Genomic DNA, 25,947 nt, shown 5'->3' on the forward strand with positions numbered 1-25,947 from the left:
TATCCACATAAATGTTGATAATATAACATAATACATTTTGTATATATTCTTTTTTGAAAAAATATTCAACATATGTTAATTACTATGTGGAAACAAGTGACTTTTTTCCCGATTTTCTGCCTGCAAAAAAATTTTTATGTTCAATAATATGTATACAAGCCCTGAAAAATACCAATCATCAAAAAAGAGAAATTCAAAGGAGGACATAAAAAATGATAAAAGGCATCAACCGACAGATTATAGAAATAAACGACACAGGTAACACATACTATGAAAAAGCCTGGCTTGTGGTGCGTCCGGAGTTTGATTCGGCACAAAAGGAACTGCTTGAAAGGGAAGCCGCCCAGCTTATAAAGGCGATACAGGCGCCGTCATCTTTCCAGCGAAAAAGTATAAAAACCAGACAGTGGTTAAAGTTTGCAGCTGCGGCAGCTTTGGGAGCTTTTGTGTGCTTTTTGATTTTAAATTCCATTTAGTGTAAAGGATGATTGTATACAGTTTTCGGTTTTGACAGGTCTGTTTTTTTATTCTTTATTTTCTTTATGTATTATCGGTTAATATAATTCTTATAAAGAAATAAAACTCTGTCGTATTGTGTTAAAATTTTGGTAATCGGGTAGTTCTGTAAAAGGAAACCAATTCGGTGAAGCAAAAAGACAGAAAAAGCGAGGAGAAGCCTATGTCAGACGTTAAAAGAATTTTTGTTGAAAAGAGAGAGGGCTTTAATGTTGAAGCCAAACAGATGCTGTGGGACTTGCGCCACAATCTTGGCATGAAAAATATCGAGGACCTCAGATATGTAAACAGATACGATATTTCGGGTCTTACAGATGAAGAATTCAAAAAAGCAGAGGGAATTATTCTTTCCGAGCCAAACGCAGACGTTATTTATGAAGAAAATCTTCCCGTTGAAGATGGCTGGAAGATTTTTGCAATGGAATATCTTCCGGGACAGTACGACCAGCGTGCAGACTCTGCCGCTCAGTGCGTTCAGCTTCTGACACAGGGCGAGCGTCCTCAGGTTCTCACTGCAAGAGTTGTTGTTTTAAAGGGCAGCATCTCCGACGAGGATATGAAAAAGGTAGAGGACTACCTTGTAAACCCTGTTGAAAGCCGCCTGGCTTCTCTTGAAAAGCCTTTGACACTGGATGTTCCGGTAGAAGCTCCTGAAAACGTAAAGAGAGTAGAGGGCTTTATAAAATGGAACAAAGAGAAAATGAAGGAGTATTACGGCTCAATGGGCTTTGCAATGACTCTTTCCGACCTTGAGTTCTGCCGTGACTATTTCAGAGATACAGAAAACCGTGACCCGTCCGTTACAGAGCTTCGTGTAATCGACACATACTGGTCAGACCACTGCCGCCACACAACATTTTTAACAAGACTTGAGAAAATCGAGGTAGAGAAAGCGGCTTTAGGTTCAGTTATAGAAAACGCACTTTCAGAATACTACAAGGCAAGAGAAGAGCTTTACGGCAAGGACACCACAAGGGATGTTTCCCTTATGGATATGGCTTTGGCAGGCATGAAGCTTTTGAGAAAGCAGGGCCTTATCCCGGACCTTGACGTAAGCGACGAGATAAACGCCTGTTCAATAGAAGTTCCCGTTACAATAGACGGAAAAGAGGAAAAGTGGCTTGTTCAGTTTAAGAACGAAACCCACAACCACCCAACAGAAATCGAGCCTTTCGGCGGCGCTGCAACCTGTCTTGGCGGCGCAATCAGAGACCCGCTTTCAGGCAGAGCCTATGTTTATCAGGCAATGAGAGTTACAGGCTCAGGCGACCCAACAGTTGCAGTTAAGGACACAATGCACGGAAAGCTTCCTGCAAGAAAGATAACCACAGGTGCGGCAGCAGGCTACAGCTCATACGGCAACCAGATAGGACTTGCAACAGGTCAGGTAACAGAGCTTTACGACAGCGGTTACACAGCAAAGAGAATGGAGATAGGCGCAGTTATCGGTGCTTCACCAAAATCAAACGTAATCCGTGAAGTTCCTGCACCGGGCGATATTATCGTGCTTTTGGGCGGAAGAACAGGACGTGACGGCTGCGGCGGCGCAACAGGTTCTTCAAAGGCTCACACAGAAAGCTCCATTGAAACCTGCGGAGCAGAGGTTCAGAAGGGTAATCCTCCTACAGAAAGAAAAATTCAGAGACTTTTCCGCAATCCGGAAGTTTCCACAATGATAAAGAGATGCAACGACTTCGGCGCCGGCGGCGTATGCGTTGCTATCGGCGAGCTTGCCGACGGACTTTCCGTTGACCTTGACAAGGTTACAAAGAAATACGAGGGTCTCGACGGTACAGAGCTTGCAATTTCCGAAAGCCAGGAGAGAATGGCTGTTGTTCTCGATAAGAACGACGTTGAAAGATTTATTGAAGAGGCTGAAAAGGAGAACCTTGAAGCTACAGCAGTTGCAGTTGTTACAGAATCCCCTCGTCTTACAATGGACTGGAGAGGCGACAGAATTGTTGATTTGTCCAGAGAATTTTTGAACACAAACGGTGTTACACAGATTTCTCAGGCTTACATCACAGCTCCTAAGGCTGAGGACTGCTACAGAACACACACACCTAAGTGCCTTGAGGGACTTTCAATCGAGGAAGCAATGGTTAAGAACCTTTCAAGACTTGAGGTATGCTCACAGATTGGACTTTCCGAGAGATTTGACGCTTCCATCGGTGCGGCTACAGTTCTTATGCCATTCGGCGGCAAGGAACAGCTTACACCTCAGGAAGCAATGGCAGCTAAAATTCCTCTTATCCACGGAGAAACAGACGACGCTACAGCAATGAGCTTCGGTTACATTCCGGGAACATCACGCTGGAGCCCATTCCACGGTTCAGCATATGCAGTTGTTGAGTCACTTTCAAAGCTTCTTGCAATCGGTGCAGACCCGCTCAAGGCAAGACTGACATTCCAGGAATATTTTGAAAGACTTTACGACAAGCCTGAAAGATGGGGCAAGCCGGCAGCAGCTTTGCTTGGCGCATTTGAAGCACAGCTCAAAATGGGAATCCCATCCATAGGCGGTAAGGACAGTATGTCCGGAAGCTTCGAGCATTTGGACGTTCCTCCGACACTTGTAAGCTTTGCAGTTTCCATGACAAAGGCTTCCAAGACAATTTCAGCAGAATTTAAGAAAGCAGGTTCAAGAGTTATCTATGTTCCTGTTCCTGAAAATAAAGAAACATTTATGCCTCTTTGGGAACAGCTCAAGGAAATGTACAGAGCGGTTCTCCACCTTATGGAAAAAGGAAAGGTTCTTTCCGCATCTGTAGTTAAAGAGGGCGGCGCAGCTGCTTCCGTATGCAAAGCCGCATTCGGTAACAAGCTTGGCTTTAAGTTTGCAAAGGATTTGAGCTTTGAAGAGCTTTTCGCACCTCTCAGCGGTTCACTTATTCTCGAGCTTGAAAAGGACGCAAACCTCCCGGCAGATGTACTCAACTACTATCTTGGTATCACAACAGACGACGGCATAATCAGTGTAAAGGGCAAGGACATCCCGGTTGATACACTTATCGACGCATGGACAGCTCCTCTTGAAAAGGTATTTGCAACACAGGCAGCCTGCCCTGAAATGAAGTTTGACATTCCTCTTTACAAAGAGAGAAACACTTCCTCACCTGTTATCAAGACAGCAAAGCCAAAGGTATTTATCCCTGTATTCCCGGGCACAAACTGCGAGGTTGACACAGCCCGTGCCTTTGAAAAAGCAGGCGCAGAACCACAGCTTCTCATTGTTAAGAACCTGACACCTGCACACATTGAAGAAACAATCGTTCAGATGGAAAAGATGATAAACGAATCCCAGATTATCATGCTCCCGGGCGGATTCTCCGGCGGTGACGAGCCTGACGGAAGCGGAAAGTTTATCGCAACAACATTCAGAAACCCACGCATAGCAAACGCCGTAAACGAGCTTCTCAAAAACCGTGACGGACTTATGCTTGGTATCTGCAACGGCTTCCAGGCTCTTATCAAGCTGGGACTTGTTCCATACGGCGAAATCGTTGACATCAAGGACACAGACCCAACCCTTACCTTCAACACCATAGGCAGACATATTTCCCATATGGCATACACAAGGGTTACATCAGTTAAGTCACCATGGTTCAGCATGGTAAATCCTGGCGAAGTATTTGCAATTCCTGTATCCCACGGCGAGGGACGTTTCATGGCTGACGACGCAACAATGAAGCGCCTTATAGAGAACGGACAGATTGCAACCCAGTACTGCAACCTTGACGGAAAGCCTGTTGCCGACATCAAGTACAACCTCAACGGTTCAGTATGCGCAGTAGAGGGTATCACAAGCCCTGACGGAAGAGTTTTAGGCAAGATGGGACACAGCGAAAGAAAGGGCGAAAACCTTTACGCAAACGTACCATTCGAAAAAGACCAGAAAATCTTCGAGTCCGGCGTCAAGTATTTCTTCTGATTCCGCCGAGCCAAAGTTTATACGCCGAGTTAACCTCATCGCTCGGCGGGCGAGATCTTCCGTTTAATCTTTGGAATGGCTTGCTCACGACGGGGTTTATTTTAAATAACGACATTACAGGTCGGGCGAGACGTTCCATTTAATCTTTGGAATGGCTCGCTCACGACTGGGTTTAGATTTGAATAACGACATCACTCGGCGGGCGAGACTTTTGCTTCCGACCTGCATGGGTTAATCTAATCTTTAGGTTCTGCACAGGTCGGGCGAGACCTTTTCCTAAGTCTTTAGAATGGCTTGCTCATGATTGGGTTTGATTTTTAATATTAAAATTTTACAGTCATGGTTATACTTATAGCCATGACTGTTTTTTTAATAGAATTATACACCGTAGGGGCGGATTGTATATCCGCCCCTACGGTTTGGGCTTTATTTTTTATTAAACTTTATAACACAATAAACAATATATTTCCATAAAAGAAAAACAGCTATGGTTATTCATTAAACCATAGCTGTAAAATTATAAAGTAAAACTAAACCTTACCGAGAGCGAGCCATTCCAAAGATTGCGGAAAAGGTCTCGCCCGCCTTGAAATGAACTTTATTTCCAAAAGGAAGTCTTGCAAGGCGGAAATAAAAGACTCGCCCGCCATGTGCAGACGTTTATTTCCTAAAACAGCCCTTGCAGGTCGGAACTAAAAAAGTTTGTTTATGACTTTGATTAGTTCGTCGATTTTTTCTTCGCCGTCGTCGCTTTTTGCGGCTTCTAAAACACAGCTTTTCATGTGGGCGGCGAGGATTTCACGGTTGGCTTTGTTTAAAACGGCGTTTGCCGCCATTATCTGGTTTGAAATGTCGATGCAGTATCTGTTATCTTCTATCATCTTCAAAACGCCCTCAAGCTGTCCCTTTGCGGTTTTTATAAGGATTTCAACCTTTTTCTTGTCCGCTTTCATCTTTCTTACCGCCTTTCTCTGTAAAATTATTCTTTTAAAGAATTGTAACTACCTGATATCCTGCGTCTGTAACTGCCTTTGTCAAAACCTCGTCGGAAACTTCCTTCTCAAGTGTGAGATATGCGGCTTTCTTGTCTAAATCCATGTGGGCTGTTACTCCGTCTATGTCCTCTAAAGCTTTCTGAACTCTTGCGGTGCAGTGCATGCACATCATGCCTTCAATGATAATTGTCTTTTTCATTTGTTTGTTCTCCTTTTCTTTTTTGGTTTGTTTTTCTGTTGAAGCTTCAATATATGAAACATTTATCGAACTGTCTGTTTTTTCGTTTATGGGGCAAGCACCTGAGCAGTATTCCGAAGATTTAAAAGGCTTGAAAAATTTAAGTCTTAAAGCGTTGGAAACCACAAATACGGAGCTGAAACTCATTGCCGCCGCACCTATCATTGGGTTTAATGTAAGTCCTGCCCAGTAAAAAACACCTGCGGCTATGGGTATGCCTATTACGTTGTAAAAAAACGCCCAGAATAGGTTTTCCTTAATATTTTTGATAACAGCCTTGCTGAGCTTGACTGCGTTTACACCGTCCAGTAAATCGCTTTTCATAAGCACAACGTCTGCCGATTCTATGGCTATGTCAGTGCCTGCGCCTATGGCTATTCCCACGTCAGCCGATGCCAAAGCCGGAGCGTCGTTTATGCCGTCGCCTATCATGGCGACCTTTTTGCCCTCTTTTTGAAGCCTTTGCACCTCTGCCGCCTTGTCCTGTGGCATAACCTGAGCCACAACTCTTTTTACGCCGGCTTTCTTTCTTATTGCCTCTGCGGTTTTTGCGTTGTCGCCGGTGAGCATTACAACGTCAATTCCCATTTTTTCAAATTCGGCAACAGCCTGTGGGCTTGACGGTTTTATTGTGTCCGCAACGGCTATAATGCCAAGAAGCTTTCCCTCTGCGGCGAAATACAAAGGAGTTTTTCCCTCCTGCGCCAAATTTGAGGCGGCTTCTTCAGCTTTGTCGGTGGCTATACCGTTATTATGCATCATTTTGAGATTTCCTGCAAGTATTTTTCTGCTTTCAATCTCTGCGCCTATGCCCTCGCCCTCTTTTGTAAAGAAGTTTTTGGCTTCGAGAATTTTTGCCCCTGTTTCTTTTCCGTATTTCACTATTGCGTCCGACAATGGGTGTTCAGACAGCTTTTCAAGGGAAAGAGCAAGGGAAACAAGATTTTCCGGACTTTCGCCATTTACAGGAATAACGTCTGTGACTATGGGAGTTCCCATGGTTATTGTTCCTGTTTTGTCAAGAACAACTGTATTTATGAGGTGTGCGGTTTCCAAGGCTTCGGCGGATTTAATAAGTATTCCGCTTTCCGCTCCTTTTCCTGTTCCCACCATAATGGCTGTTGGTGTGGCAAGCCCCAAAGCGCAGGGGCAGGAGATAACCAGCACGGAAATTCCCATTGTCAAAGCGAAATTAAAAGGATATCCCAAAATCATCCACACAGCGGCAGTGATTACCGCAATGGTTATTACTATGGGCACAAAAACACCGCTTACTTTGTCCGCAAGCTTTGCTATAGGAGCTTTGGAGCCGCCTGCTTCTTCAACAAGCTTTATAATCTGGGCAAGTGTTGTGTCCTCGCCAACCTTTGTGGCTTTGAATTTAAAGTAACCGGTTTTGTTTACCGTTGCACCGATAACGGCACTGCCCACGGTTTTTTCCTCTGGTATGCTTTCGCCGGTTATGGCGGACTGGTCAACAGAGCCACGTCCCTCAACAATAATTCCGTCAACAGGAATACTCTGTCCCGGCTTTATAATTACTATGTCGCCGGCTGTAACCTGTTCCGAGGGGATTTCTGTTTCTTCACCGTTTCGTTCAACCACAGCGGTTTTCGGGGCAAGGTTCATAAGCTTTGTAAGTGCGTCTGAGGTTCTCTTTTTTGAACGTGCCTCAAAATATTTGCCCAAGGTGATAAGTGTCAAAATCATTGCGGCGGACTCAAAATACAAATCCATTGCAAGGTGATGAGCTGTCATCATGTCACCAAAACCCATTGAATACGCCATTTTAAAGATAACGTAAATGCTGTAAACCGCCGAAGCTCCCGAGCCTATGGCGATAAGTGAATCCATATTTGGCGAGCCTTTAAAAAGTGTCTTAAAGCCGTTTCTAAAATATTTTCGGTTTATATACATTACAGGAAGTGTCAGGAAAAGCTGAACAAGCGCAAAGATTAAGGGATTAAACTCCGGACTTAAAATCTGCGGCAATGGTGCGCCCAGCATATGCCCCATTGAAACATACATAAGTGGAACTAAAAAGCACAAAGAGCTGATAAGGCGTTTTTTCATGTCCTTGGCGCTCTTTTCTGCTGTGTTTTCCTTTTTTGTCTGTACCGGTGAACCGGTGTTTTTGCCGCTGTCTTTAAGGGAAGCGCCGTATCCTGCATCAACAATCGAATCTATAATATTTTGTGAAGTTAAAATACTCTCATCGTATTCAACGGTCATGGAATTCTGCAAAAGATTGACGCTGACATTTTTCATGCCCTCAAGCTTTTTGACAGCCTTTTCCACATGAGCGCTGCAAGCACTGCAGGTCATTCCCGTTATATCGTATTTTTCTTTCATTTATATCACCCCTTGATTATTTATTAAAAATACACCACCCCCGTGGGGTCTATAGAGATAATACCACAGCAAAGTTATTTTGTAAAGTGCTTTTCCCATAATATGTGAGAGAGTTACATAAAAAATTATACAATTCAAAAACGGCTCTGCCGCAAAATCATTGCAACAGAGCCGTGTAATTTTTAATAATTAAGCTTTATCTATAGCTGAAATAGCGTCGAGAAGAGCTTTTTCATCGTTGAAAACCGTAAACAGGTCCTCGAAATTCTGGGATATAAAACCTTTAGCTTTTGAGGTTTCCAGAAAAGCAAACATCTCGTCGTAATATCCGTTTATATTGTAAAAATAAATTTCCTTATTGAGCTGTCTAAGCTGTCTTAATGTGAGGATTTCAAAAACCTCGTCGAAGGTTCCCAAACCGCCCGGAACAACCACGAAAATATCTGCGGCGTGTTCCATTTTCTGCTTGCGGATTCTCATGGTGTCTGTGTAAATCATCTCGTCGCACTGCTCGAAAAGCTCTCCGTCAACCTTTGTTTCTGTGAAAAATTCCGGGGCAATTCCGGTTATTTTTCCTTTTCCTCTGTAAAATCCCCTTGCGGAAGCTCCCATAAGTCCGCCGGAGCCTGCTCCGTATATCAGCGCATGACCCTGCTTTGCAAGTTTTTCGCCTAAGCTTTCAACAGCTTCAATATATGATGGGTCAATCCTATTGCTGGCTGAACCAAAAATACAAATATTCATTAAAAATTCTCCTGTCTGACTTGTTAATTAAATTTATAAAACAGTAATAAATACTGAATTTCTTATTTTTTCTCTTAAAAACTTGAATTTATAAAACCGATAGGTTATAATTGCCTTAAAAAATATATGCGAAAGGATTGATATTATGAGCGCAGCCATTGTAACCGGAGCTTCCGGCGGAATAGGCAGAGCCATTGCCGTAGCTTTGGCAAAAATGAAATACCACCTTGTTCTCACCTACAACACCCACCGTGAGGAATGTGAAAATCTCGCCCAGGTTATCTGGGAAAATTACGGCGTACAGGTGCTTGTTATGAAATGCGACGTCAAGTCCCCCGAGGATGTAAACAACGTGGTAAAAACCGCCGCCACATCCTTTGAAAAAATACAGGTTCTTGTAAACAACGCCGGAATTGCCCAGCAGAAGCTTTTCACCGACATAACCGACGAGGACTGGTACAACATGATAAACACTCATCTTACCGGAGCTTTTTACATGTGCCGTGCCGTTCTCCCTTATATGATACACGAAAAAAGCGGAAGAATAATAAACATCGCTTCCATGTGGGGCGAAGTTGGCGGCTCCTGCGAAGTCCACTACAGCGCCGCAAAAGCCGGACTTATCGGACTTACAAAGGCTTTGGCAAAGGAAGTTGCCCCCTCAGGAATTACAGTAAACTGTGTTTCACCAGGCGTTATCATGACCAACATGATGAGCGGTTTCGACGAGGAAACACTGGAAAGTCTCCGTGAAGAAACTCCCGTTCAGCGTCTCGGCACTCCTCGTGACGTTGCGAAAGCCGTAGAATTTTTAGCCGACGACAGCTCCTCATTCATCACCGGCGTAACCCTAAAAGTCAACGGCGGTATTTTTTAATTCCGACCTGCAAGGGTCACTCTAAGAAATAAACACCTGCACAGGTCGGGCGAGACCTTTTCTTTAATCTTTGGAATGGCTCGCTCTCATTTGACTTTGTTGTTCATTTTTCTTTTATAGAATTATATTTTGTAGGGGCGGACTGTAATTATTTATTCTTAATTTTTCATTAAATCAATTCAATCTTCCTCTACGGCTTGGGATTATTTTTCTTTTATAGAACTATCCTCTTTTTCTTTAAAGGCGAAAAATCTTTGACCTATATAATTAAATCCCACAAAGAAAACTGAGCCGGCAAGCATTGCTATATTTGTCTGCAATGACTCAGAAAGGGAAGTTCCTCCCAAAACCAAAACTGTAAGTGGCTTTGCAATTCCATAGGCAAGCAGATAACAAACAGCTATATTCAGGGCGAACCTCAAAACAGGTTTGCCCCCTTTTTCTTTGTTTTTGAAAGTAAAATGCTTATTCAAAAAGTAGCTTAAAATACTTGCGATTATGTAGTTGGCAGCACTTGAAATCCAGTAGCCCATATCATCGAAAAGATAGCCGCTGTCCAGAGCTTTCAGGTTAGCAAGATTATAAAGACCGAACATAATTCCCATACCCACAAGGGTATTGATTACGCCCACAATTATAAACTTAAAAAACTTTTCGTCAAAAAACTTCTTTAAAAATTCTTTCATTCTTCTTCGGAATCCTCCGCAAACTCTTGGTTTTCAGCTTCTTCATTTTCGGGAAGCTCTTCAACTTCAACGGTATCGTGGTCAACCACGTCTTTTTCAGGGAAAGGCGTACAGATGTCCTTATCGCTTTCAAAATTTGAATATTTCAAAATGTAGATAGGTCTGTCCTTTGTTTCCATATAAATTCTGCCGATATACTCACCCAAAACGCCAACTGAAAGCACGGTAATTCCGCCCAAAAACAGAGTAGCGCAGAGGTTTGTAACATAACCCGGCACATCAATACCGAAAGCCAAGGTCTGAATGAGAGTGGCTATTATATAAATAAAAGAAACTAAGCTTATTAAAAATCCCAGAACTGAGATAAATCTCAAAGGAGCAACGGAAAATGCTGTAATTCCGTCGATAGCATAGCGGAAAAGTCCCCAGAAGCTCCATTTTGTTGTTCCCATTACCCTTTCCACGTTCTCGTATGGAATCCACTTTGTGTTAAATCCAACCCAGCAGAAAATTCCCTTGCTGAATCTCTGAACCTCGGAAAGCTCCAAAATGGAATTTACCATTTGTCTTGACATAATTCTGAAGTCAACCGCTCCATATGGCATTTTGACATCTGTAATTTTATTTGAAATTCTGTAAAAGGTTCTTGAGAAAAAGCTTCTTATTTTCGACTCGCCTTTTCTTGTAGAGCGCATTGCGGCGCAGCAGTCGTAACCCTCTTCAATGGCTTCAAGCATTTTAGGGAACATTGCAGGAGGATGCTGCAAGTCTGCGTCCATAACAATAACATAGTCGGCGGTTGAATGTTTAAGGCCTGCATACATTGCCGCCTCTTTGCCGAAATTTCTGGAAAATGAAAGATATTTTACAAAGAAATATTTTTCAGCCAGCTTTTTCATAACAAGATATGTTTTGTCACGGCTTCCGTCGTTTACAAGTATGTATCTGAATTTGTAATTTTCTATGGTATCAATGACCTTATTGGTTTCCTGAATAAAATATTCAAGTCCTTCTTCTTCGTTGTAGCATGGTACAACAATATCAATAGTTTTCAAAATATCACTCCGTTGCAAACAGAATTACTTTAATATACTGCACATAATAATTATATCAAATATTCAATAAAATTCAAGGACAGCCCTCTCTTATCAGGTGATGAATTTATGAATTTTACATGTTATTTTCATTTTTAACAATGGTGATAACATCTTTAAGATTTCTGCATTTTCCGTACAGAAGCTTCTGAGTTTCCTCGTCAGGCTCCAGCATATCCGGAACCATAACTGTTTTCAAACCTGCGTTATACGCCGATTTAACGCCGTTTATGCTGTCCTCCAAAGCAAGTGTATTTTCCTTTTCCGTGCCAATCAAAAGCCTCGCCCTTTCAAAAATTTCCGGGTCAGGCTTTCCTTTTTTCACCGTATCTCCAAACATAAAAGCTGAGAAATACTCCGTTACCCCTGCAATTTTCAAGGTCCTTGAGGCACTTTCCTCTCTTGTGGAGGTGGCAACCGCTGTCAGAATTTTATTTTCCTTTAAAAACTCCAAAAGCTCCATAAGTCCCTCTTTTTTCGGCACTCCGTACTGGGCGGTGTACTCAACATACATCCGGGAAACCCTTATCCTCAGTGTCTGATAGTCAAAATCCTCGCCGTAAATTGACCTGTAAAGCTTTTCAGTTTCAGCATGGCGAAGCCCAACGGTTTTCTTATAAATATCCATATTGTAGTCGTAATTATTTTCTTTCATAACAATGGACCAGTTGCGGAAAACAATTTTCTCCGTATCAAACATCAGCCCGTCCATATCAAACACAACGCCCTTAATCATGATTTATACTCCTTATTTTTTATTTCCGCTTTTTTTGTTTCCGCCTTGCAAAGGTTTGGTTTAAAAATTAAGTTCATTTCAAGGCGGGCGAGACCTTTTCTTTATTCTTTAGAATGGCTCACTATCATTTAGCTTGTTTTTGTTTTTATCTTATCAGAATAAGAAATCTCTTTCAAGTATTGTAAAAACATAATCGGTTAAAAAATAAATTAAGTTAATAATATTGACAAATACATTAAAATTAGGTATAATATTAGCAATAAAAATAATAATAATTAGCGATCTTACTCCGGTGACCTACGGGCCCGGGGTTTTTTTATAAGCAATAGGAGTATTGAATATGAGCAAGGTTTTTTCATCTACTGAGGATCAAATAAAAAAACTTCAAAGCAGAGGTATGATAATAGATGATATAAATGTGTCTAAGTCAGTTATTGAAAGAGAAAACTATTATAATTTAATAAACGGATATAAGGAATTGTTTTTAGACAATACATATACCGGCAGTGATGAAAAATATTTGCCGAATACAAATTTTAACGAAATTTATGCTTTGTATCTTTATGACAGAGCCTTGAGAAATATTTTTATAAAGTATATTCTTGAAATAGAGAATAATATCAAAAGTATTCTTTCCCATGATTTTTCCGGAAAATACGGACATGATAACTATTTGAAAATAAAAAATTTTGAAACAAGAGTTCACCCCAATTCAAATGAAACCAAGGCTCAAAAAATAGGAAAAATAGCGGATTTAATCGCTAATTTACAAAAGGAAATTTCTCATCAGCTAAAGAAAAACAGTCCCATGATATCTCATTACATGCTGCAATATGGGTATGTTCCCCTCTGGGTTTTGATCAATACACTTTCTTTGGGAACAGTCAGCACCTTTTATTCTTATTTAAAGCAAAAAGACCAAAACGATATAGGTAAATTTTTTAAAATAAAACCTGATGAATTGAGTAAAATTCTTTTTGTACTGACAATATTCAGAAATGCCTGCGCCCATGATGAAAGATTGTTTAATTTGAAATCAATTAAGCAAAACGCAACGCCTAATAATATTAAAGATACGGATATTCATAAAAAACTAAACATTCGTAAAAATACTTCAAATAATTACGTCTGCGGTAAAAACGACTTATTTGCAGTAGTGATTATTTTTAAGAAAATGCTTACAGAGAAATCTTTTAAGAAATTCTATTATACAATCATTGATGAAATAGAAAATCTCAGAAAAGAGCTTAAAACAATAAGTATAGACGATGTTTTATATGCTATGGGCTTTCCTAATAACTGGAAAGATATTATAAATGTTTAATATCATTTTAACAGAAAATCCCCCGCAGTTATTGCAGGGGAATTTTTTAATGGTCTGTGTTTTCAAAAACCCATACAGCCAAAGCGGAATTTCTATAGCTTATATCCTCAGTTACCTCTTTTATAACCTCTATAAAGTCAGGTATCGGGATTTCTGTATCTTCTGAGGAGACCTCGGCTTCAAGGAAGGCTTTATCATTCCAAAATGGGAAAATATCCAGCTCAAAGGTCAAGCCTTTATAATCAAACACATGGCGGGTTTTCTCTATAACTCCAAAGCCCTCACGGCAGTGCTTTTTCAGGTCTGTATATTCTTTTTCGGAAATTTCGCTTTCTATTTCCACACGGGTTACAGCGGTAACGTCCTTTTTAAAGGTTTTATAGTATTTATAAACACCGTTTTTTCCCTTTTTCCTTATTCTTCCAAACATACCGTCCATTGTGTCGTTTACATAAACCTGTTCTATCTCCGACCAGTCGTAATTTTCGGCTTTTCTAAGCTCCTCCATATCGGGCATTTTTATAAGATATTTTCTTTCTATTTCAAGATTGTTATTTGACATATTCGTCCTCCTTATATATCCTCATCTATACTGTTGTCTAAAATGGTTATAAATTTCTTTTCGCTTTTTATTATGCCCTTATCGTTGAGTTTTTTAATCTCCCTCATCATTGCGCTTCGGTCAACGCAGAGATAATCAGAGAGATTTGAAAGACTCATGGGCAGGCGGATTTTTCTTGTCTTTTGGGAACAGCTTTCCATGCTGAGATAGCACAGTATTTTATCCCTTATAGTGCGGCGGCTTAAAAGCTCCACACGGCGGCTCAGCATTACGGAACGTCTTGCAAGCATATAGAAAAAGTTTTCCAAAAGCCTGTTATGTGCCTGACATCCAGAGGAACAGCGGTGCAGAATATTTCTGTAATCCATAAACATAACCTGACAGTCCTCTTCGCAGATTACAAAAATTCCGTCGCTGAGCTTATCACAGACTGTGAATGCTTCGCCGAAAATGTCCCCTTCCTCAAGGCTTTCCAAAATTGTGCGGTTTCCGTTTATTCCGTTTCGCACGGTTATGGCTGTTCCCTCACGGATAATGCCCACAATTCCCGGATTTTTTCCGAAATCGCAGACAATCTGATTTTTCTTAAAATTCTCTATTTTCGGAGTAAAACAGCACATCATTTTTTGAAAGTCGCCGTCCTTGATATTTTCAAAAAGAAAATTGTCGGAAAAATTCATTTTTATCTCCTTTTGTTGCATTTGCAACAGATTTATTTCTTCTGTTATGATAATATATTTCCAGAAAAAAGTAAATAGAGTTTTTACGATTATTTTTTATGGATAATGTAAATACTAAATTGACATTATCTGCGTTTTGCAATAAAATATAAACTGTATATATATGGCATTTTTGCCGGAAATTTGTCAGCTTCCTTTGATTGTATTTGTATTCGGCTTGTAAAAAGGATTTGGCAGATAAAATAAAGTACACCGGAGTTAAACCGGGAATACGGAAAGGAAATACAAATGTTAAAGCTTGAAAATATCACATGGTCTGTCCCCGGCGGAGAGCAGATTTTAAACGGAATAAATCTTGAAATACCGGAGGGAAAGCTTACTGTTATTACAGGCCCAAACGGCGGCGGTAAAACCTCCCTTGCAAAAATTATCGCAGGTCTTGAAACTCCCTCAGCAGGTAAAATTTATCTTGACGGCGAGGATATTACAGAATTAAATATAACAGAAAGAGCCTTAAAGGGTATCGGTTACGCTTTCCAGCAGCCTGTCCGCTTTAAAGGTCTTACAGTCAGAAATCTTTTGGAGCTTGCCCACGGCGGAAAGCTTTCTGAAGATAAGTACTGCACAATCCTTGGAAGAGTTGGACTTTGCACAAAGGATTACATTGACAGAGAAGTAAACGCAAGCCTTTCCGGCGGCGAGATAAAGAGAATTGAAATCGCCACTGTTTTGGCAAGAACAAACACAAAGCTTTCTGTTTTTGACGAGCCTGAAGCAGGTATCGACCTTTGGAGCTTCTCCGGTCTTATCGACGCTTTCAAGGAGCTTAAAGAGAAAACAAACAATTCCCTTTTGATTATTTCCCATCAGGAGAGAATTTTGGAAATTGCCGACGAGATTGTTGTAATCGCAAACGGCAAGGTTAGAACAAGAGGAACTAAGGAAGAAGTATTGCCCGAGCTTTTGGCAGACGAAAAGGCAATGCAGTGCCCTAAAGGAAAGAAGGTGTACACAGCATGAGTGAAATTGCAAACATGAACAGCATTACAAAGGAGCTTTTAAATCTTATCTCCGACGGGGAAATAGATTTTGAAAATTCAGCCTATAATATAAGAGAGGACGGAGGCTGTGCCGGAAGACAGTCCTCAAAGAATATTTCAATAGTACCTAAAACAGACAATCCCGGAATTGAAATCCACATAAAGCCAAACACAATCGGCGAAACAGTGTACATTCCGGCATGTGTAACCCACAGCGGCGTTGAGGACCTTGTGTACAACGATTTTTATGTAGGTGAAAATTCCGATGTTGTAATAGTTGCCGGCTGCGGTATTCACAGCGACGGCCACAGCGAGTCAAGCCACAACGGTATTCACAGATTTTTCGTAGGCAAAAACGCCCATGTTGTTTACAAGGAAAAGCACATAGGCGTCGGCGAGGGCGACGGTCAGAGAAGAATTGACCCTGTAACATACGTGGCTCTTGATGAGGATTCCGTTCTTGAAATGGATACAACCCAGATAAGCGGCGTTGACAGCACCGTGAGAAAGACCTCCGGAACAGTTGGCGCACGTGCAAAGCTTCTCATCACCGAAAGAATTATGACCGACGGAAACGAGACAGCTTACACAGACTTTTCCGTAACAATGGACGGCGAGGATTCCGCCTGCGACCTTATTTCCCGTTCAGTTGCCAAGGACAACTCCCACCAGGAGTTCCGTTCAGTAATCAAGGGCAACACACGCTGCACAGGTCACTCAGAATGTGACGCAATCCTTGTTGGAAACGGTACAGTAAGCGCAGCTCCCGAGCTTTTCGCAGGAAATATCGACGCAGCACTTATCCACGAAGCCGCAATCGGTAAAATCGCCGGCGAGCAGATTTTGAAGCTGAGAACCTTAGGCCTCACAGAAGAAGAAGCCGAAGAAAAAATAATAGAAGGCTTCCTCGTAGGTTAATTTTTATTACCGCCTTGCAGGACTTTATTTCTCAGAATAACCTTTGCAGGCCGGATATAAAAAATCTGAAATAGAAAAGATGGGAAAATTGTGGACAGAAAAATCGGAGAGGTTGCAAAGCTGTTTGGGGTCAATGTTAAGACGCTTAGGTTTTACCAGGAGGCAGGGATTCTGCCGCCGGAATATATCGACCCGGAAACAGGGTATAGGTACTACTCCACCAAACAGTTTGAAAGACTGAACACAATAAAATATCTCCGTGCGCTGGATGTTCCTCTGAAACAGATTAAGGACTTTTTCGACCACAGAGAGGTTGACACAATGCTGGATATTCTAAAGGAACAGCGCAAAGAGGTTGAGGAAAAAATAAGAAATCTGGAAATGATTGACCGTAAAATTTCCAATAGAATTGAACAGCTTGAAAAGGCACTGTCTACAAATCTAAATACCCCGGAAATCGTAACACTGCCGGAGAGAACCGCTGTTTATTTAAGGGATAATATAAGTGTTGAGGACGATTTGGAACACCCCATAAGAACACTGAGCAAAAGCTATGATATACACGATTCTATTTTTTTGGGTAAGGTGGGACTTACAGTCAGCCTTGAAAATCTAAATAAAAGAAGCTTCGGTGATTACTCATCTGTTTTTGTAATTTTAGATAAAGAGGACAACCTGCCGCCTCTTCCGCAAAAAATCCAGGGCGGAATGTACGGCGTTATAAGGTTTAACGGCTCCCATAGGGAAGCGCCTGAGTTTTACTGTGTTCTCCTTGACTATTTAAAGGAAAATAATATGGAAGTTACCGGGGACTCCATAGAAATAACCCTTATTGATTACGGACTTACCAACAACACATCAAAGTTTGTAACGGAAATTCAAATTCCCTGCAAAAAAATAAACTGATTCCTATTGACCCTCCAGTTAATGGAGGGTTTATTATTTATCTGTCAAAATAAACAACGGGATGTGAAACCTTTGAACACGGCGAAAAACGATTTAACTCAGGGCAGTTTGGTTAAAAGGGTGGTGTTTTTCTCGATTCCCTTTTTGCTTGCCAATATTATACAGGCTCTTTACGGGGCGGCTGACCTGTTTTTTATAGGTCAGTACTGTCCGGCGGAAAGCGTTGCGGCGGTTTCCACGGCAACACAGGTGACACAGATAATCACAAGCATTATTTCAGGTCTTACTCTGGGCGGAACTGTGCTGGTGGGTAAATATGTGGGAATGAAAAGGGAAAAAGAGGTCAAGGAAACAATAGGAACTAATCTGACATTATTTTTCTTTGTAGGAATTATTCTTACGGTTCTGCTTTTAACCTTTGCAGAGCCGATACTCTACGCCTTGCAGACACCGGCGGCGGCTTTTGCAAAGGCAAAGGAATACGTGTGGGTCTGCGGTTTCGGCATAGTTTTTATCTGCGGATACAACGCCATAAGCGCAATTTTAAGAGGCTACGGTGACTCTAAAACTCCCCTTATATTCGTGGCTTTTGCAGGGGTTTTAAATATTATAGGTGACTACATATTTGTAAAATATTTTCATATGGACGTAAGCGGTGCGGCTTTGGCGACTATTATTTCCCAGGGCGTCAGCATGTTCTGTTCAATTATATATCTCAATAAAAAGAAGTTTATCTTCACCTTTAAGCTTTCCAATTTTAAAATCGTAAAGTCGAGAGCCATAGAGCTTGCCAAGGTGGGAATCCCAATAACATTACAGGAATGTATGGTTAGACTTTCTTTTTTGTATCTAACCTCGGTGACAAACAGTCTGGGAGTTGCCGCATCCTCAGCGGTGGGAATTGCTTCAAAGTACGACGTTTTCGCCATGCTTCCGGCAACCTCGGCGGCAAGCGCATTGGCTTCCGTGGTGGCACAGAATTACGGCGCAGGAAAATACGACAGAATGAATAAATCACTTTTGGTTGGCGTGTGCTTTGCGCTTCCTATTTCTATGTGCTTTTTCCTGTGGGCGCAGATATCACCGGAAACAATGATAGGACTTTTCACAAAGGACGCAGAAACCATAAGTGTAGGCGTGGACTTTTTCAGAACATGCAGTTATGATTATATAGCGGTGCTGTTTGTATTCTGTTTCAACGGCTATTTAAACGGCAGAACAAAGACCCTGTTTACAATGGTGAGCTGCTGTTTCGGAGCATTGGCTTTGAGAATGCCTTTAATTTACCTTGTGTGCAAATATTTCCCCGGAACACTGGGAATTATCGGAACAGTAGCCCCGACAGTTTCCGGAATAATGGCGGTTTATACATTTATTTATATCATGCATTTGATTAGAAAACAGAAAAGGGAACAGACAACCGTTAACACTTATGAATTTGAATAAAAACATAATTCTATAAAAGAAAATAAAAACAGCCATGGTTCAAAAATAAAACCATGGCTGTAAATTTATAATATTCAAAATCAAACCCTATCGAGGGCGAGCCATTCCAAAGACTAAGAAAAACGTCTCGTCCGCCTTGAAACGAACCTTATTTCCAAGCTAAAGCCTTGCAAGGCGGAACTAAAAAATCTCGCCAGACCTGTGCAGAACCTAAAGATTAGATGATACATTTGCAGGTCGGATATAAAAAAACTAAAATCCTCTGCCGCCGCCACCGCCGTGGGTTCTGCCGCTGGAGCTGGTGTGGGTGGATGAACCGCCGCCTGAGCTTCTGCCGGAACTTCCGCCGGTGTTTCTGGGGATTTTTGTAACAACAACACGCTTGTCAACAAATACATCGTTGCGGTTTTTAAGTGATATTCTTTCAACCGCTTCCGGTGCTGTTGAGTTGCCCTGACCGAATTTTTTATACTTCTGTCTTACTGTAATCAAGAATATGGCGATAACAACTACAAGAACTATAAGGGTGGGAAGCCATGTGACTTTAAGACCGGCAAGCCACTTGTGCCAGAAGCTCTCGTATTTTACATTTCCGTTTTTGTCAAAGCCGTGGCCATCCACTATCCAGCGGTTGCCCTCGCCGTCGATTGCAAAGCCTTTTTCGTCTGTGTTTTTCGGCAGACTGCTGTTGATGAAGCTGTCCGCAAGACCGTTTACATATTCGTATGCGCCGCCTATGTTGTCGCTGTCTCTGAGGCAGTCCTCAATGTTGTCGTAAATTTTATCCATGTAATCGTCGTTTACACCCTGTATGGCGTTGCCGCAGGTGGAAATGCAGAACTGACGTGAATTCATATCCACTACAAGCAAAGCGCCGCTGTAATTGTCTTCCGCTTTGCCGAAACCGCAGTAATCGTAAATATCATCGGTTATAGCCTGCATATCCCATTGTTCAACTCCTAAGGTGTTGGTGACAATACCGATATCCCATCCGGTAAGGGATTTTACTTTCTCAATCTGCTGATTTAACTCTTTTTCTTGGCTGTCGGTGTAAATATCCGCCAAGTCAAAAACACGATTGTCTGTGTTTGAAGCGTCGATTCCAAGCTCCGCCCAGCGTGACTCAGCGGAGGTAAAAATCATACATGAACACATAAGTGTGAGGGAGATAGCCAAAGCTGAAATTTTTGAAAGTATTTTCATATTATCATACCTCCCACTGCGCCCAATGTAAGAATTATAAGTCCGATTATAAGGGCGGTTATCGCCACTTTTCTTTTTGACAAAGGCAGTTCGCCGTAAACCTTACCTGTCTGACCGTTCATTCCGTATACATAGATTTTTCCTAAATATTTATATGTCACCATCCAAACAGGAAGCAAAGTATATTTCCACTTTCTTTTTCTCAGGTCAGCTACAAAATTCTGCATATATACGGTAGTATAGCCGTTCATTGTGCTGCGCACCAGATTTTCACAGCGTCTTCTTGACTCTGCGTCTATGTCGGCAGAAATTTTATCTTTTTCAATATCACGCTTTTCTGCCTGATATCCTGAAAGATATGCCATGGAAAAATCTCTAATTTTTGACAAATCATAGGGATGTACGTGCTTTAAAAGGAATGCGTCCTCCTTGCTTAAAGCTCCTCTTATCATATTGTCAATATCAGCGTCGCCCTCACGGAAAACCTGATAAATCTGTGTTTCCGTATATCTTGAATCTCCCACAGTCCAGCTTCTGACCTTTTCGCCCCTTGCAGTTGCGTTTACATAGGTTTCGTCATCTGCGTACCAGTAGGGGAAATACACGCCTGTGATTTTCTCAATCTGTTTTTTGTTCCAAAATCCGGTTGGAAGAAACTTTTTCTTTTTGCAGACCTTTGAAAATTCCTCAATAGCTTTTTCCTTTGAAATCTCAAAGGGGATAACGCAGTCCGGCTTAAAATCTCCGGAAAGTCTTCCCGCAAGCACAACTGGATTATGACAGTAAAAGCACTCTGTCGCCGCTGTTGTGTCCGTTGTGACAATCTCTGCGCCGCAGGACGGACAGGTATAGTAAACCGCCTCTTTTTCAAAGGAATCGTCCTGTTTTGTTTCTTCTTTTTGTTCTTGATTTTTTGTCTGGGCATTTTCCTGCTGAGCTTTTTCTGCTCTATCGTTTTCGTTATCTCCAAGAGCCTCATCCATATCCTTATATTTTTCAATAAGCTCCTGTTCGGTAAACTCGGAATAACAATAGTCGCAGTCAAATTTCTGTTTATCAGCATCAAAAGTCAAAGGTCCACCGCAGTTGGGGCACTTATAACTAACAACCGCCATTCTATGTTCCCTCCCTTTTTTTTAATTCCGACCTGCAAAGGTTATTCTAAAAAATTAACGTCGTTTCAGGTCGGGCGAAACCTTTTCCTTATTCTTTGGAATGGCTCGCTTTCTATTGGGTTTACATTATTCTTTTATAGAACAATTATTGTGGTATGGGTTACTTTTTATTTAACCTCATAACACACAACATGTGATTATAAACAACAACCGTGGTTAAAAAGTCAATAACCACGGTTATTCACGGACTTATTTAAAATATTAACTAACCTAAATGCAAGCAAACCATTCTAAGACGCTTGACAAAAGGTTTCGCCCGACCTGAAATGAACTTTATTTCCCAACACAACCCTTGCAGGTCGGATATAAAAGAAATTAAAGTTTGTTTCCGCAGTTGGGGCAGAATTTTGCTGTTGGGGGAACTTCGGTTCCGCATTCTGTGCAGAAACGCTTTGTGTTTTCCGGCTTTTTGCTTCCGCAGTTTGGACAGAATTTTCCTGTACACTGGGTTCCGCAGGAACAAAGCCAGCCGCCCTCTGCCTGTGGCTGTGACTGCTGCTGAACCGGCTGGGACTGTTGTGGCTGTTGTGGTTGCTGCAGCTGCTGTTGCTGCATTTGCTGCTGAGCCATATTATTCTGGTGATAGCCGCCCAAAATTCCGGCACCTGCGTTCATTCCAACACCCATGCCCATAAAGCCTGCCATTGCGCCGCCTGCGTTGCTTCCGGCATCCTTAAGACCCTCGGAAATATTTGCGGCAACGTAACCCTGCTGAACTGCCTGGTCGGAAAGCATTGCGCCCTTGTTTCTCATGTTGATAAGCTTCTGTGATTCCTCGTCGTAGGAAACCTGAATACTTACAGATCTTATCTCCATACCACGGGCATTGCCCCAGTCCTCGTCCAGAGTATCCGCCATATATTTGGCAAGCTCTCTGGTTTTTGAGGTCACGTGAGAAATTCTTATACCGTCCGCAGACATCTGGTTAAATGCAGATGAAAGGGCAGTCAAAAACTCGCCTAAATACTGTTTTCTATTAAGCTCGTTGAAATCAACGGAAAGATTTTCCGTAACAGCGTCCTTGCCGATTGCCTCAGCATAGAACTGCAAAGGATTTGTGATTTCTATGGAATACTGACCATGAGCACGCATAAACAGTTCGCTGTTATAGAAATTATCAAAATAGTTTAAAGGATTAGGCGTGCCGAAGTTGATACCTTTAAGCTCCTGAAGATTTATATAGAAAACCTTTTGAGCCTGCGGTGTAACACCGCCGTACTTAATTCTTGAGAAAGCCTCTTTCAGCGTATCTTTAAACTGGCCGTTAAACATAGACGGCATAGAGCTATTGTCAACCTTATAATATCCCGGCTCGGCTGTATAGTCAACAACCTTTCCTCCGTCAACAAGCATCATAAACTGCTTATCGTAAACGTGGATAATAGAACCGTTAGAAACCGTGTTGTCTGTTCCCTTGGTGTTTGAACCTCTGCCGTTTCTTTTGCTCATAAGCTGGCCCGGAACAAAACAGGTGGAATCGCTCATTGGTGCAGGTTCGATAACCTCCAGCCACTGGTCGGCAAAACCTCCGGAAACAGTATCAACCAAAGCCTTTATAATACCCATAGTTCTCACTCCTTTTTATTTCCGACCTGCAAAGGTTATTTTATAAAATAAACGTCATCACAGGTCGGGCGAGACCTTTTCCGAAATTTTTAGAATGGCTCGCTCTCTGTAAACTTTTTATTTATTCATTATGAATTAACTTCATTCTTCTATATCAATAAACTTCCACGTATGGATATTTATTTCTCTGACGCCTGTTCCGCAGTAGTCGCAGAACTTCTGGCCTATTGACTTTATAGGTGCGCCGCAGCTGGGACAGGTAAGTCCCACCGTTCCGCTTGTATGCTCTAATAGCTCATCCTCGTTTTGAATATGCGCCAAAGTCACTGTAAAAGCGGTTTGGGTTTTATAATTTTTATCGCCCTCAAGGATTTCGCCCTTTTCGTCCTCCACATAATGTATATAGCCCACGGCGCTCTGAAATTCCACATAACAGTTGCCGTTTTTCTTTATGTAGTTGCTTATCTGTGTGTCGTGAATTACGATATTTTTACTATGGACGGTCTTTTTAGAATTTTTTAAATCCTCGATAACCGCCTTAGTCTTATTTTCAAGCTCACGGGCACAGGGCAAAAGCTTTGAAGCGTCCTTTAAAGCCACCGCCGAAATATAGCTTCTCAGCATATTTTCGGATTTTTCTTTGTAATGCTCATAGTGGAACTCGGGAAAATCTCTTTCAATCCGGGGGAGAAATATGCTGGTCATGGCTTTTAAAGACTTAGGGGTTTCCGCAAGCATTTCCTTTTGCTGTCTTAAACCCTGGGCGATAGTGTTTGTGCCGAAAGCCTGTCCGGAAAAATTCCTGACCGCTTTTTTAGCCTTAACCACAACATAAACCACCGCCAAAGCTATTACAGCCAAAATTACAAGCCACCCATACCAAGGCATAAATCTCACCTCTGATTTTTTTAAATTGTATGCCAAATGCTGGAAGAAATTTAGGGATTCCAAAGGAACCACTTATGACCAACTATTGACACAGAGTCTTTTTAATTACTCCTCGTCCTCGGCTTCAACAACCTTAATTCCCAAAATATCAAGGTTAGCCTTATCAACCACAGATGGGCAGGCTGACATAATTTCGCTGGCGTTCTGAACCTTCGGGAATGCTGTAACATCTCTGAGGCTGTCGGCTTCGCACAAAATCATTGCAATTCTGTCGAGGCCTATTCCCATTCCGCCGTGTGGCGGAGCACCGTATTTATAAGCTTCTACAAGGAAGCCGAATTTTGCTTCTATTTCTTCGTCTGTAAGCTTCAAAGCTCTGAACATCTTCTGCTGAAGCTCATAGTCTGTAATTCTTATAGAACCGCTGGAAAGCTCTGTTCCGTTCAATGTAAGGTCGTAAGCCTTTGCAATAACCTTGCCCGGGTCGGTATCAAGATACTGCAAGCACTCCTCACGAGGCATTGTAAACGGGTGATGCATTGCAACCCACTCGCCGCTTTCTGAATCGTACTCGAAGAACGGGAAGTCCACAATCCACAGGAAAGAAAATCCCTTTGGAATGATGTCAAGCTTCTTGGCTACAGTAAGTCTTAATGCGCCCAAAACCGGCAATGTAACTGAATTTTTATCTGCAACCAAAAGCACAACGTCGCCCTTTTCTGCGCCCATTGCAGCAAGGATATTTTCAAGCTGACCCTCTGCCATAAACTTAGCAAAAGAGCAGGTTGGCTTATCCTCAACCCATCTTACAAAAGCAAGACCTTTAGCGCCGATACCCTTTACATATTCGGTGAGCTTATCAATTTCTTTTCTGGTAAGCTTAGAAGCTGCATTCTTTGCAACAATACCTCTTACGGAACCGCCGTTTTCGATTGCGCCCTTGAACACTCCGAAGTCGCAGTCCTTAACAAGCTCTGAAATATCGCAGATTTCCATGCCGAAGCGGATATCAGGCTTATCGGAGCCGTATCTCTCCATTGCGTCCTTATATGTCATTCTTGGGAACGGAGTAGGGAGCTCCTGACCCAAAACATCCTTAAACAATCTCTTGAAAAGACCCTCGTTTATCTCCATGATTTCATCCATATCGACAAATGAAAGCTCCATATCAATCTGAGTAAACTCAGGCTGTCTATCGGCTCTCAAGTCCTCATCACGGAAGCATCTTGCAAGCTGGATATATCTGTCATATCCTGCAACCATCAAAAGCTGCTTATAAATCTGAGGTGACTGGGGGAGAGCATAGAACTTGCCCTTATGAACTCTTGAGGGAACCAGGTAATCTCTTGCTCCCTCCGGAGTTGATTTCATCATCATAGGTGTTTCAATCTCTATGAATCCGTTCTCATAGAAATAATCCCTTGCAACCTTGGCGATTTTGCTTCTCATCATTATATTTCTCTGAAGCGGGCCTCTTCTCAAGTCAAGGTATCTATATTTAAGTCTTAATTCCTCGTTTGTATTTGTTTCGTCCAAAATTTCAAAAGGAGGTGTTTCAGCCTTGGAAAGAACTCTAAGGTCTTTTACCTCAACCTCGATTTCTCCTGTTGGAATTTCCATATTTTTAGAGCTTCTCTCTCTTACAACGCCCTTAGCTGCCAAAACATATTCGCTTCTTGCAGCAAAAGCCTTTTCAAAAATTGTTCTGTCTGTTTCGTTGTCGAAAGCAAGCTGAACAATACCTGTTCTATCTCTAAGGTCTATGAAGATAAGCTGACCCAAATCTCTCTGTCTTTGAACCCATCCGCACACGGTAACCTCTCTGCCGATGTCGGATGTTCTCAAGTCGCCGCAATAGTCAGTTCTTTTCAACCCCGTCATAAACTCTGCCATTTTTATCCATTCTCCTTTATTTTAGCTCCGCCTTGGACAGGTTCATCTGTCGGAACACTTCCGCCATGCGGCGGTTTAAACTTCCCTTTCCTGACGAAGTATTTTTATTTTTTTATAACCGACGGGGAAAGGTAAAGCTTGAAATTAGCTTCCGTTTTCCGTCGGGCGAGACCTTTA

At 41.9% G+C, this 25,947-nt stretch carries 21 protein-coding genes; 8 read left to right on the forward strand and 13 right to left on the reverse strand.

What is annotated here, in order from left to right; all coding sequences use genetic code 11:
- The first annotated feature begins 212 nt into the window (after window positions 1-212).
- Window positions 213-476: a hypothetical protein gene (locus CGICJO_RS03130; RefSeq protein ID WP_486499610.1), complete on the forward strand. Its 264-nt coding sequence runs from the start codon at window positions 213-215 to the stop codon at window positions 474-476.
- Between the two features lie 203 nt (window positions 477-679).
- Window positions 680-4,447 carry a phosphoribosylformylglycinamidine synthase gene (locus tag CGICJO_RS03135; RefSeq protein WP_486499611.1) on the forward strand — a complete coding sequence of 1,256 codons (3,768 nt, stop codon included), beginning with the start codon at window positions 680-682 and terminating at the stop codon, window positions 4,445-4,447.
- 692 nt (window positions 4,448-5,139) lie between these two features.
- On the opposite strand, the gene CGICJO_RS03140 is transcribed toward CGICJO_RS03135, so the two are convergent.
- From CGICJO_RS03140 to CGICJO_RS03150, 3 genes are all read right to left on the reverse strand, one after another.
- On the reverse strand, window positions 5,140-5,400 hold the full coding sequence (locus tag CGICJO_RS03140; protein WP_486499612.1) for a metal-sensing transcriptional repressor: 261 nt from the start codon (window positions 5,398-5,400) through the stop codon (window positions 5,140-5,142).
- A 34-nt stretch (window positions 5,401-5,434) separates the two neighbouring features.
- The gene (locus CGICJO_RS03145) at window positions 5,435-8,032 is read right to left on the reverse strand and encodes a heavy metal translocating P-type ATPase (protein ID WP_486499613.1); all 2,598 of its coding nucleotides are present in this window, start codon (window positions 8,030-8,032) and stop codon (window positions 5,435-5,437) included.
- A gap of 189 nt (window positions 8,033-8,221) precedes the next feature.
- Window positions 8,222-8,776: an LOG family protein gene (locus tag CGICJO_RS03150; protein ID WP_486499614.1), complete on the reverse strand. Its 555-nt coding sequence runs from the start codon at window positions 8,774-8,776 to the stop codon at window positions 8,222-8,224.
- Between the two features lie 145 nt (window positions 8,777-8,921).
- On the opposite strand from CGICJO_RS03150, the gene ymfI reads away from it, so the two are divergent.
- Window positions 8,922-9,653 carry an elongation factor P 5-aminopentanone reductase gene (ymfI, locus tag CGICJO_RS03155; RefSeq protein ID WP_486499615.1) on the forward strand — a complete coding sequence of 244 codons (732 nt, stop codon included), beginning with the start codon at window positions 8,922-8,924 and terminating at the stop codon, window positions 9,651-9,653.
- A 203-nt stretch (window positions 9,654-9,856) separates the two neighbouring features.
- Here ymfI and CGICJO_RS03160 read toward each other — a convergent pair whose 3' ends face one another.
- From CGICJO_RS03160 to CGICJO_RS03170, 3 genes are all read right to left on the reverse strand, one after another.
- Window positions 9,857-10,339 (reverse strand): GtrA family protein, encoded by a 483-nt coding sequence (locus CGICJO_RS03160; RefSeq protein WP_486499616.1) that lies wholly within the window; start codon window positions 10,337-10,339, stop codon window positions 9,857-9,859.
- Window positions 10,336-11,394 (reverse strand): glycosyltransferase family 2 protein, encoded by a 1,059-nt coding sequence (locus CGICJO_RS03165; protein WP_486499617.1) that lies wholly within the window; start codon window positions 11,392-11,394, stop codon window positions 10,336-10,338. Before CGICJO_RS03165 ends, CGICJO_RS03160 begins: the two co-directional genes overlap by 4 nt.
- A 115-nt stretch (window positions 11,395-11,509) precedes the next feature.
- The gene (locus CGICJO_RS03170) at window positions 11,510-12,169 is read right to left on the reverse strand and encodes an HAD family hydrolase (protein WP_486499618.1); all 660 of its coding nucleotides are present in this window, start codon (window positions 12,167-12,169) and stop codon (window positions 11,510-11,512) included.
- Window positions 12,170-12,509: 340 nt separating this feature from the next.
- On the opposite strand from CGICJO_RS03170, the gene CGICJO_RS03175 reads away from it, so the two are divergent.
- Window positions 12,510-13,493 carry an Abi family protein gene (locus CGICJO_RS03175; protein ID WP_486499619.1) on the forward strand — a complete coding sequence of 328 codons (984 nt, stop codon included), beginning with the start codon at window positions 12,510-12,512 and terminating at the stop codon, window positions 13,491-13,493.
- Window positions 13,494-13,539: 46 nt separating this feature from the next.
- Here CGICJO_RS03175 and CGICJO_RS03180 read toward each other — a convergent pair whose 3' ends face one another.
- Complete coding sequence (locus CGICJO_RS03180) at window positions 13,540-14,055, reverse strand: CYTH domain-containing protein (protein ID WP_486499620.1); 516 nt, start codon at window positions 14,053-14,055, stop codon at window positions 13,540-13,542.
- An 11-nt stretch (window positions 14,056-14,066) separates the two neighbouring features.
- Window positions 14,067-14,735 carry a Crp/Fnr family transcriptional regulator gene (locus CGICJO_RS03185; protein WP_486499621.1) on the reverse strand — a complete coding sequence of 223 codons (669 nt, stop codon included), beginning with the start codon at window positions 14,733-14,735 and terminating at the stop codon, window positions 14,067-14,069.
- Window positions 14,736-15,023: 288 nt separating this feature from the next.
- Between CGICJO_RS03185 and CGICJO_RS03190 the strand changes: the two genes are divergently transcribed.
- From CGICJO_RS03190 to CGICJO_RS03205, 4 genes are all read left to right on the forward strand, one after another.
- Entirely contained in the window at window positions 15,024-15,755 is a 732-nt protein-coding gene (locus CGICJO_RS03190) for an ABC transporter ATP-binding protein (RefSeq protein ID WP_087377999.1), read from the forward strand.
- Window positions 15,752-16,693 (forward strand): SufB/SufD family protein, encoded by a 942-nt coding sequence (locus CGICJO_RS03195; RefSeq protein ID WP_486499622.1) that lies wholly within the window; start codon window positions 15,752-15,754, stop codon window positions 16,691-16,693. The genes CGICJO_RS03190 and CGICJO_RS03195 overlap by 4 nt, the downstream gene beginning before the upstream one ends.
- Before the next feature lie 90 nt (window positions 16,694-16,783).
- A complete protein-coding gene (locus CGICJO_RS03200; protein ID WP_486499623.1) occupies window positions 16,784-17,599 on the forward strand; it encodes a MerR family transcriptional regulator in 816 nt (271 codons plus the stop codon).
- A 72-nt stretch (window positions 17,600-17,671) separates the two neighbouring features.
- The gene (locus CGICJO_RS03205) at window positions 17,672-19,045 is read left to right on the forward strand and encodes an MATE family efflux transporter (RefSeq protein WP_486499624.1); all 1,374 of its coding nucleotides are present in this window, start codon (window positions 17,672-17,674) and stop codon (window positions 19,043-19,045) included.
- 252 nt (window positions 19,046-19,297) lie between these two features.
- Here the strand turns inward: CGICJO_RS03205 and CGICJO_RS03210 are convergent, their stop codons facing one another.
- From CGICJO_RS03210 to aspS, 5 genes are all read right to left on the reverse strand, one after another.
- Window positions 19,298-20,248: a TPM domain-containing protein gene (locus tag CGICJO_RS03210; protein ID WP_486499625.1), complete on the reverse strand. Its 951-nt coding sequence runs from the start codon at window positions 20,246-20,248 to the stop codon at window positions 19,298-19,300.
- A complete protein-coding gene (locus tag CGICJO_RS03215) occupies window positions 20,245-21,363 on the reverse strand; it encodes a TFIIB-type zinc ribbon-containing protein (RefSeq protein ID WP_486499626.1) in 1,119 nt (372 codons plus the stop codon). Before CGICJO_RS03215 ends, CGICJO_RS03210 begins: the two co-directional genes overlap by 4 nt.
- 375 nt (window positions 21,364-21,738) lie before the next feature.
- The gene (locus CGICJO_RS03220; RefSeq protein WP_486499627.1) at window positions 21,739-22,989 is read right to left on the reverse strand and encodes an SPFH domain-containing protein; all 1,251 of its coding nucleotides are present in this window, start codon (window positions 22,987-22,989) and stop codon (window positions 21,739-21,741) included.
- Between the two features lie 141 nt (window positions 22,990-23,130).
- Window positions 23,131-23,877 (reverse strand): zinc ribbon domain-containing protein, encoded by a 747-nt coding sequence (locus tag CGICJO_RS03225; RefSeq protein WP_486499628.1) that lies wholly within the window; start codon window positions 23,875-23,877, stop codon window positions 23,131-23,133.
- A gap of 105 nt (window positions 23,878-23,982) precedes the next feature.
- Window positions 23,983-25,770 (reverse strand): aspartate--tRNA ligase, encoded by a 1,788-nt coding sequence (aspS, locus tag CGICJO_RS03230; RefSeq protein ID WP_486499629.1) that lies wholly within the window; start codon window positions 25,768-25,770, stop codon window positions 23,983-23,985.
- Window positions 25,771-25,947 lie beyond the last annotated feature (177 nt).

The sequence above is a fragment of the Candidatus Limousia pullorum genome, assembly GCF_057405065.1.

Bases quoted from the DNA above. Each gene is read 5' to 3' on its own strand.
- CGICJO_RS03135 (WP_486499611.1), top strand. From the start codon at position 680: ATGTCAGACGTTAAAAGAATTTTTGTTGAAAAGAGAGAGGGCTTTAAT.
- CGICJO_RS03180 (WP_486499620.1), bottom strand. From the start codon at position 14,055: ATGTCAAATAACAATCTTGAAATAGAAAGAAAATATCTTATAAAAATG.
- CGICJO_RS03185 (WP_486499621.1), bottom strand. From the start codon at position 14,735: ATGAATTTTTCCGACAATTTTCTTTTTGAAAATATCAAGGACGGCGAC.
- CGICJO_RS03210 (WP_486499625.1), bottom strand. From the start codon at position 20,248: ATGAAAATACTTTCAAAAATTTCAGCTTTGGCTATCTCCCTCACACTT.
- aspS (WP_486499629.1), bottom strand. From the start codon at position 25,770: ATGGCAGAGTTTATGACGGGGTTGAAAAGAACTGACTATTGCGGCGAC.
- ymfI (WP_486499615.1), top strand. From the start codon at position 8,922: ATGAGCGCAGCCATTGTAACCGGAGCTTCCGGCGGAATAGGCAGAGCC.
- CGICJO_RS03225 (WP_486499628.1), bottom strand. From the start codon at position 23,877: ATGCCTTGGTATGGGTGGCTTGTAATTTTGGCTGTAATAGCTTTGGCG.
- CGICJO_RS03170 (WP_486499618.1), bottom strand. From the start codon at position 12,169: ATGATTAAGGGCGTTGTGTTTGATATGGACGGGCTGATGTTTGATACG.
- CGICJO_RS03150 (WP_486499614.1), bottom strand. From the start codon at position 8,776: ATGAATATTTGTATTTTTGGTTCAGCCAGCAATAGGATTGACCCATCA.
- CGICJO_RS03140 (WP_486499612.1), bottom strand. From the start codon at position 5,400: ATGAAAGCGGACAAGAAAAAGGTTGAAATCCTTATAAAAACCGCAAAG.
- CGICJO_RS03175 (WP_486499619.1), top strand. From the start codon at position 12,510: ATGAGCAAGGTTTTTTCATCTACTGAGGATCAAATAAAAAAACTTCAA.
- CGICJO_RS03130 (WP_486499610.1), top strand. From the start codon at position 213: ATGATAAAAGGCATCAACCGACAGATTATAGAAATAAACGACACAGGT.
- CGICJO_RS03160 (WP_486499616.1), bottom strand. From the start codon at position 10,339: ATGAAAGAATTTTTAAAGAAGTTTTTTGACGAAAAGTTTTTTAAGTTT.
- CGICJO_RS03145 (WP_486499613.1), bottom strand. From the start codon at position 8,032: ATGAAAGAAAAATACGATATAACGGGAATGACCTGCAGTGCTTGCAGC.
- CGICJO_RS03215 (WP_486499626.1), bottom strand. From the start codon at position 21,363: ATGGCGGTTGTTAGTTATAAGTGCCCCAACTGCGGTGGACCTTTGACT.
- CGICJO_RS03190 (WP_087377999.1), top strand. From the start codon at position 15,024: ATGTTAAAGCTTGAAAATATCACATGGTCTGTCCCCGGCGGAGAGCAG.
- CGICJO_RS03195 (WP_486499622.1), top strand. From the start codon at position 15,752: ATGAGTGAAATTGCAAACATGAACAGCATTACAAAGGAGCTTTTAAAT.
- CGICJO_RS03220 (WP_486499627.1), bottom strand. From the start codon at position 22,989: ATGGGTATTATAAAGGCTTTGGTTGATACTGTTTCCGGAGGTTTTGCC.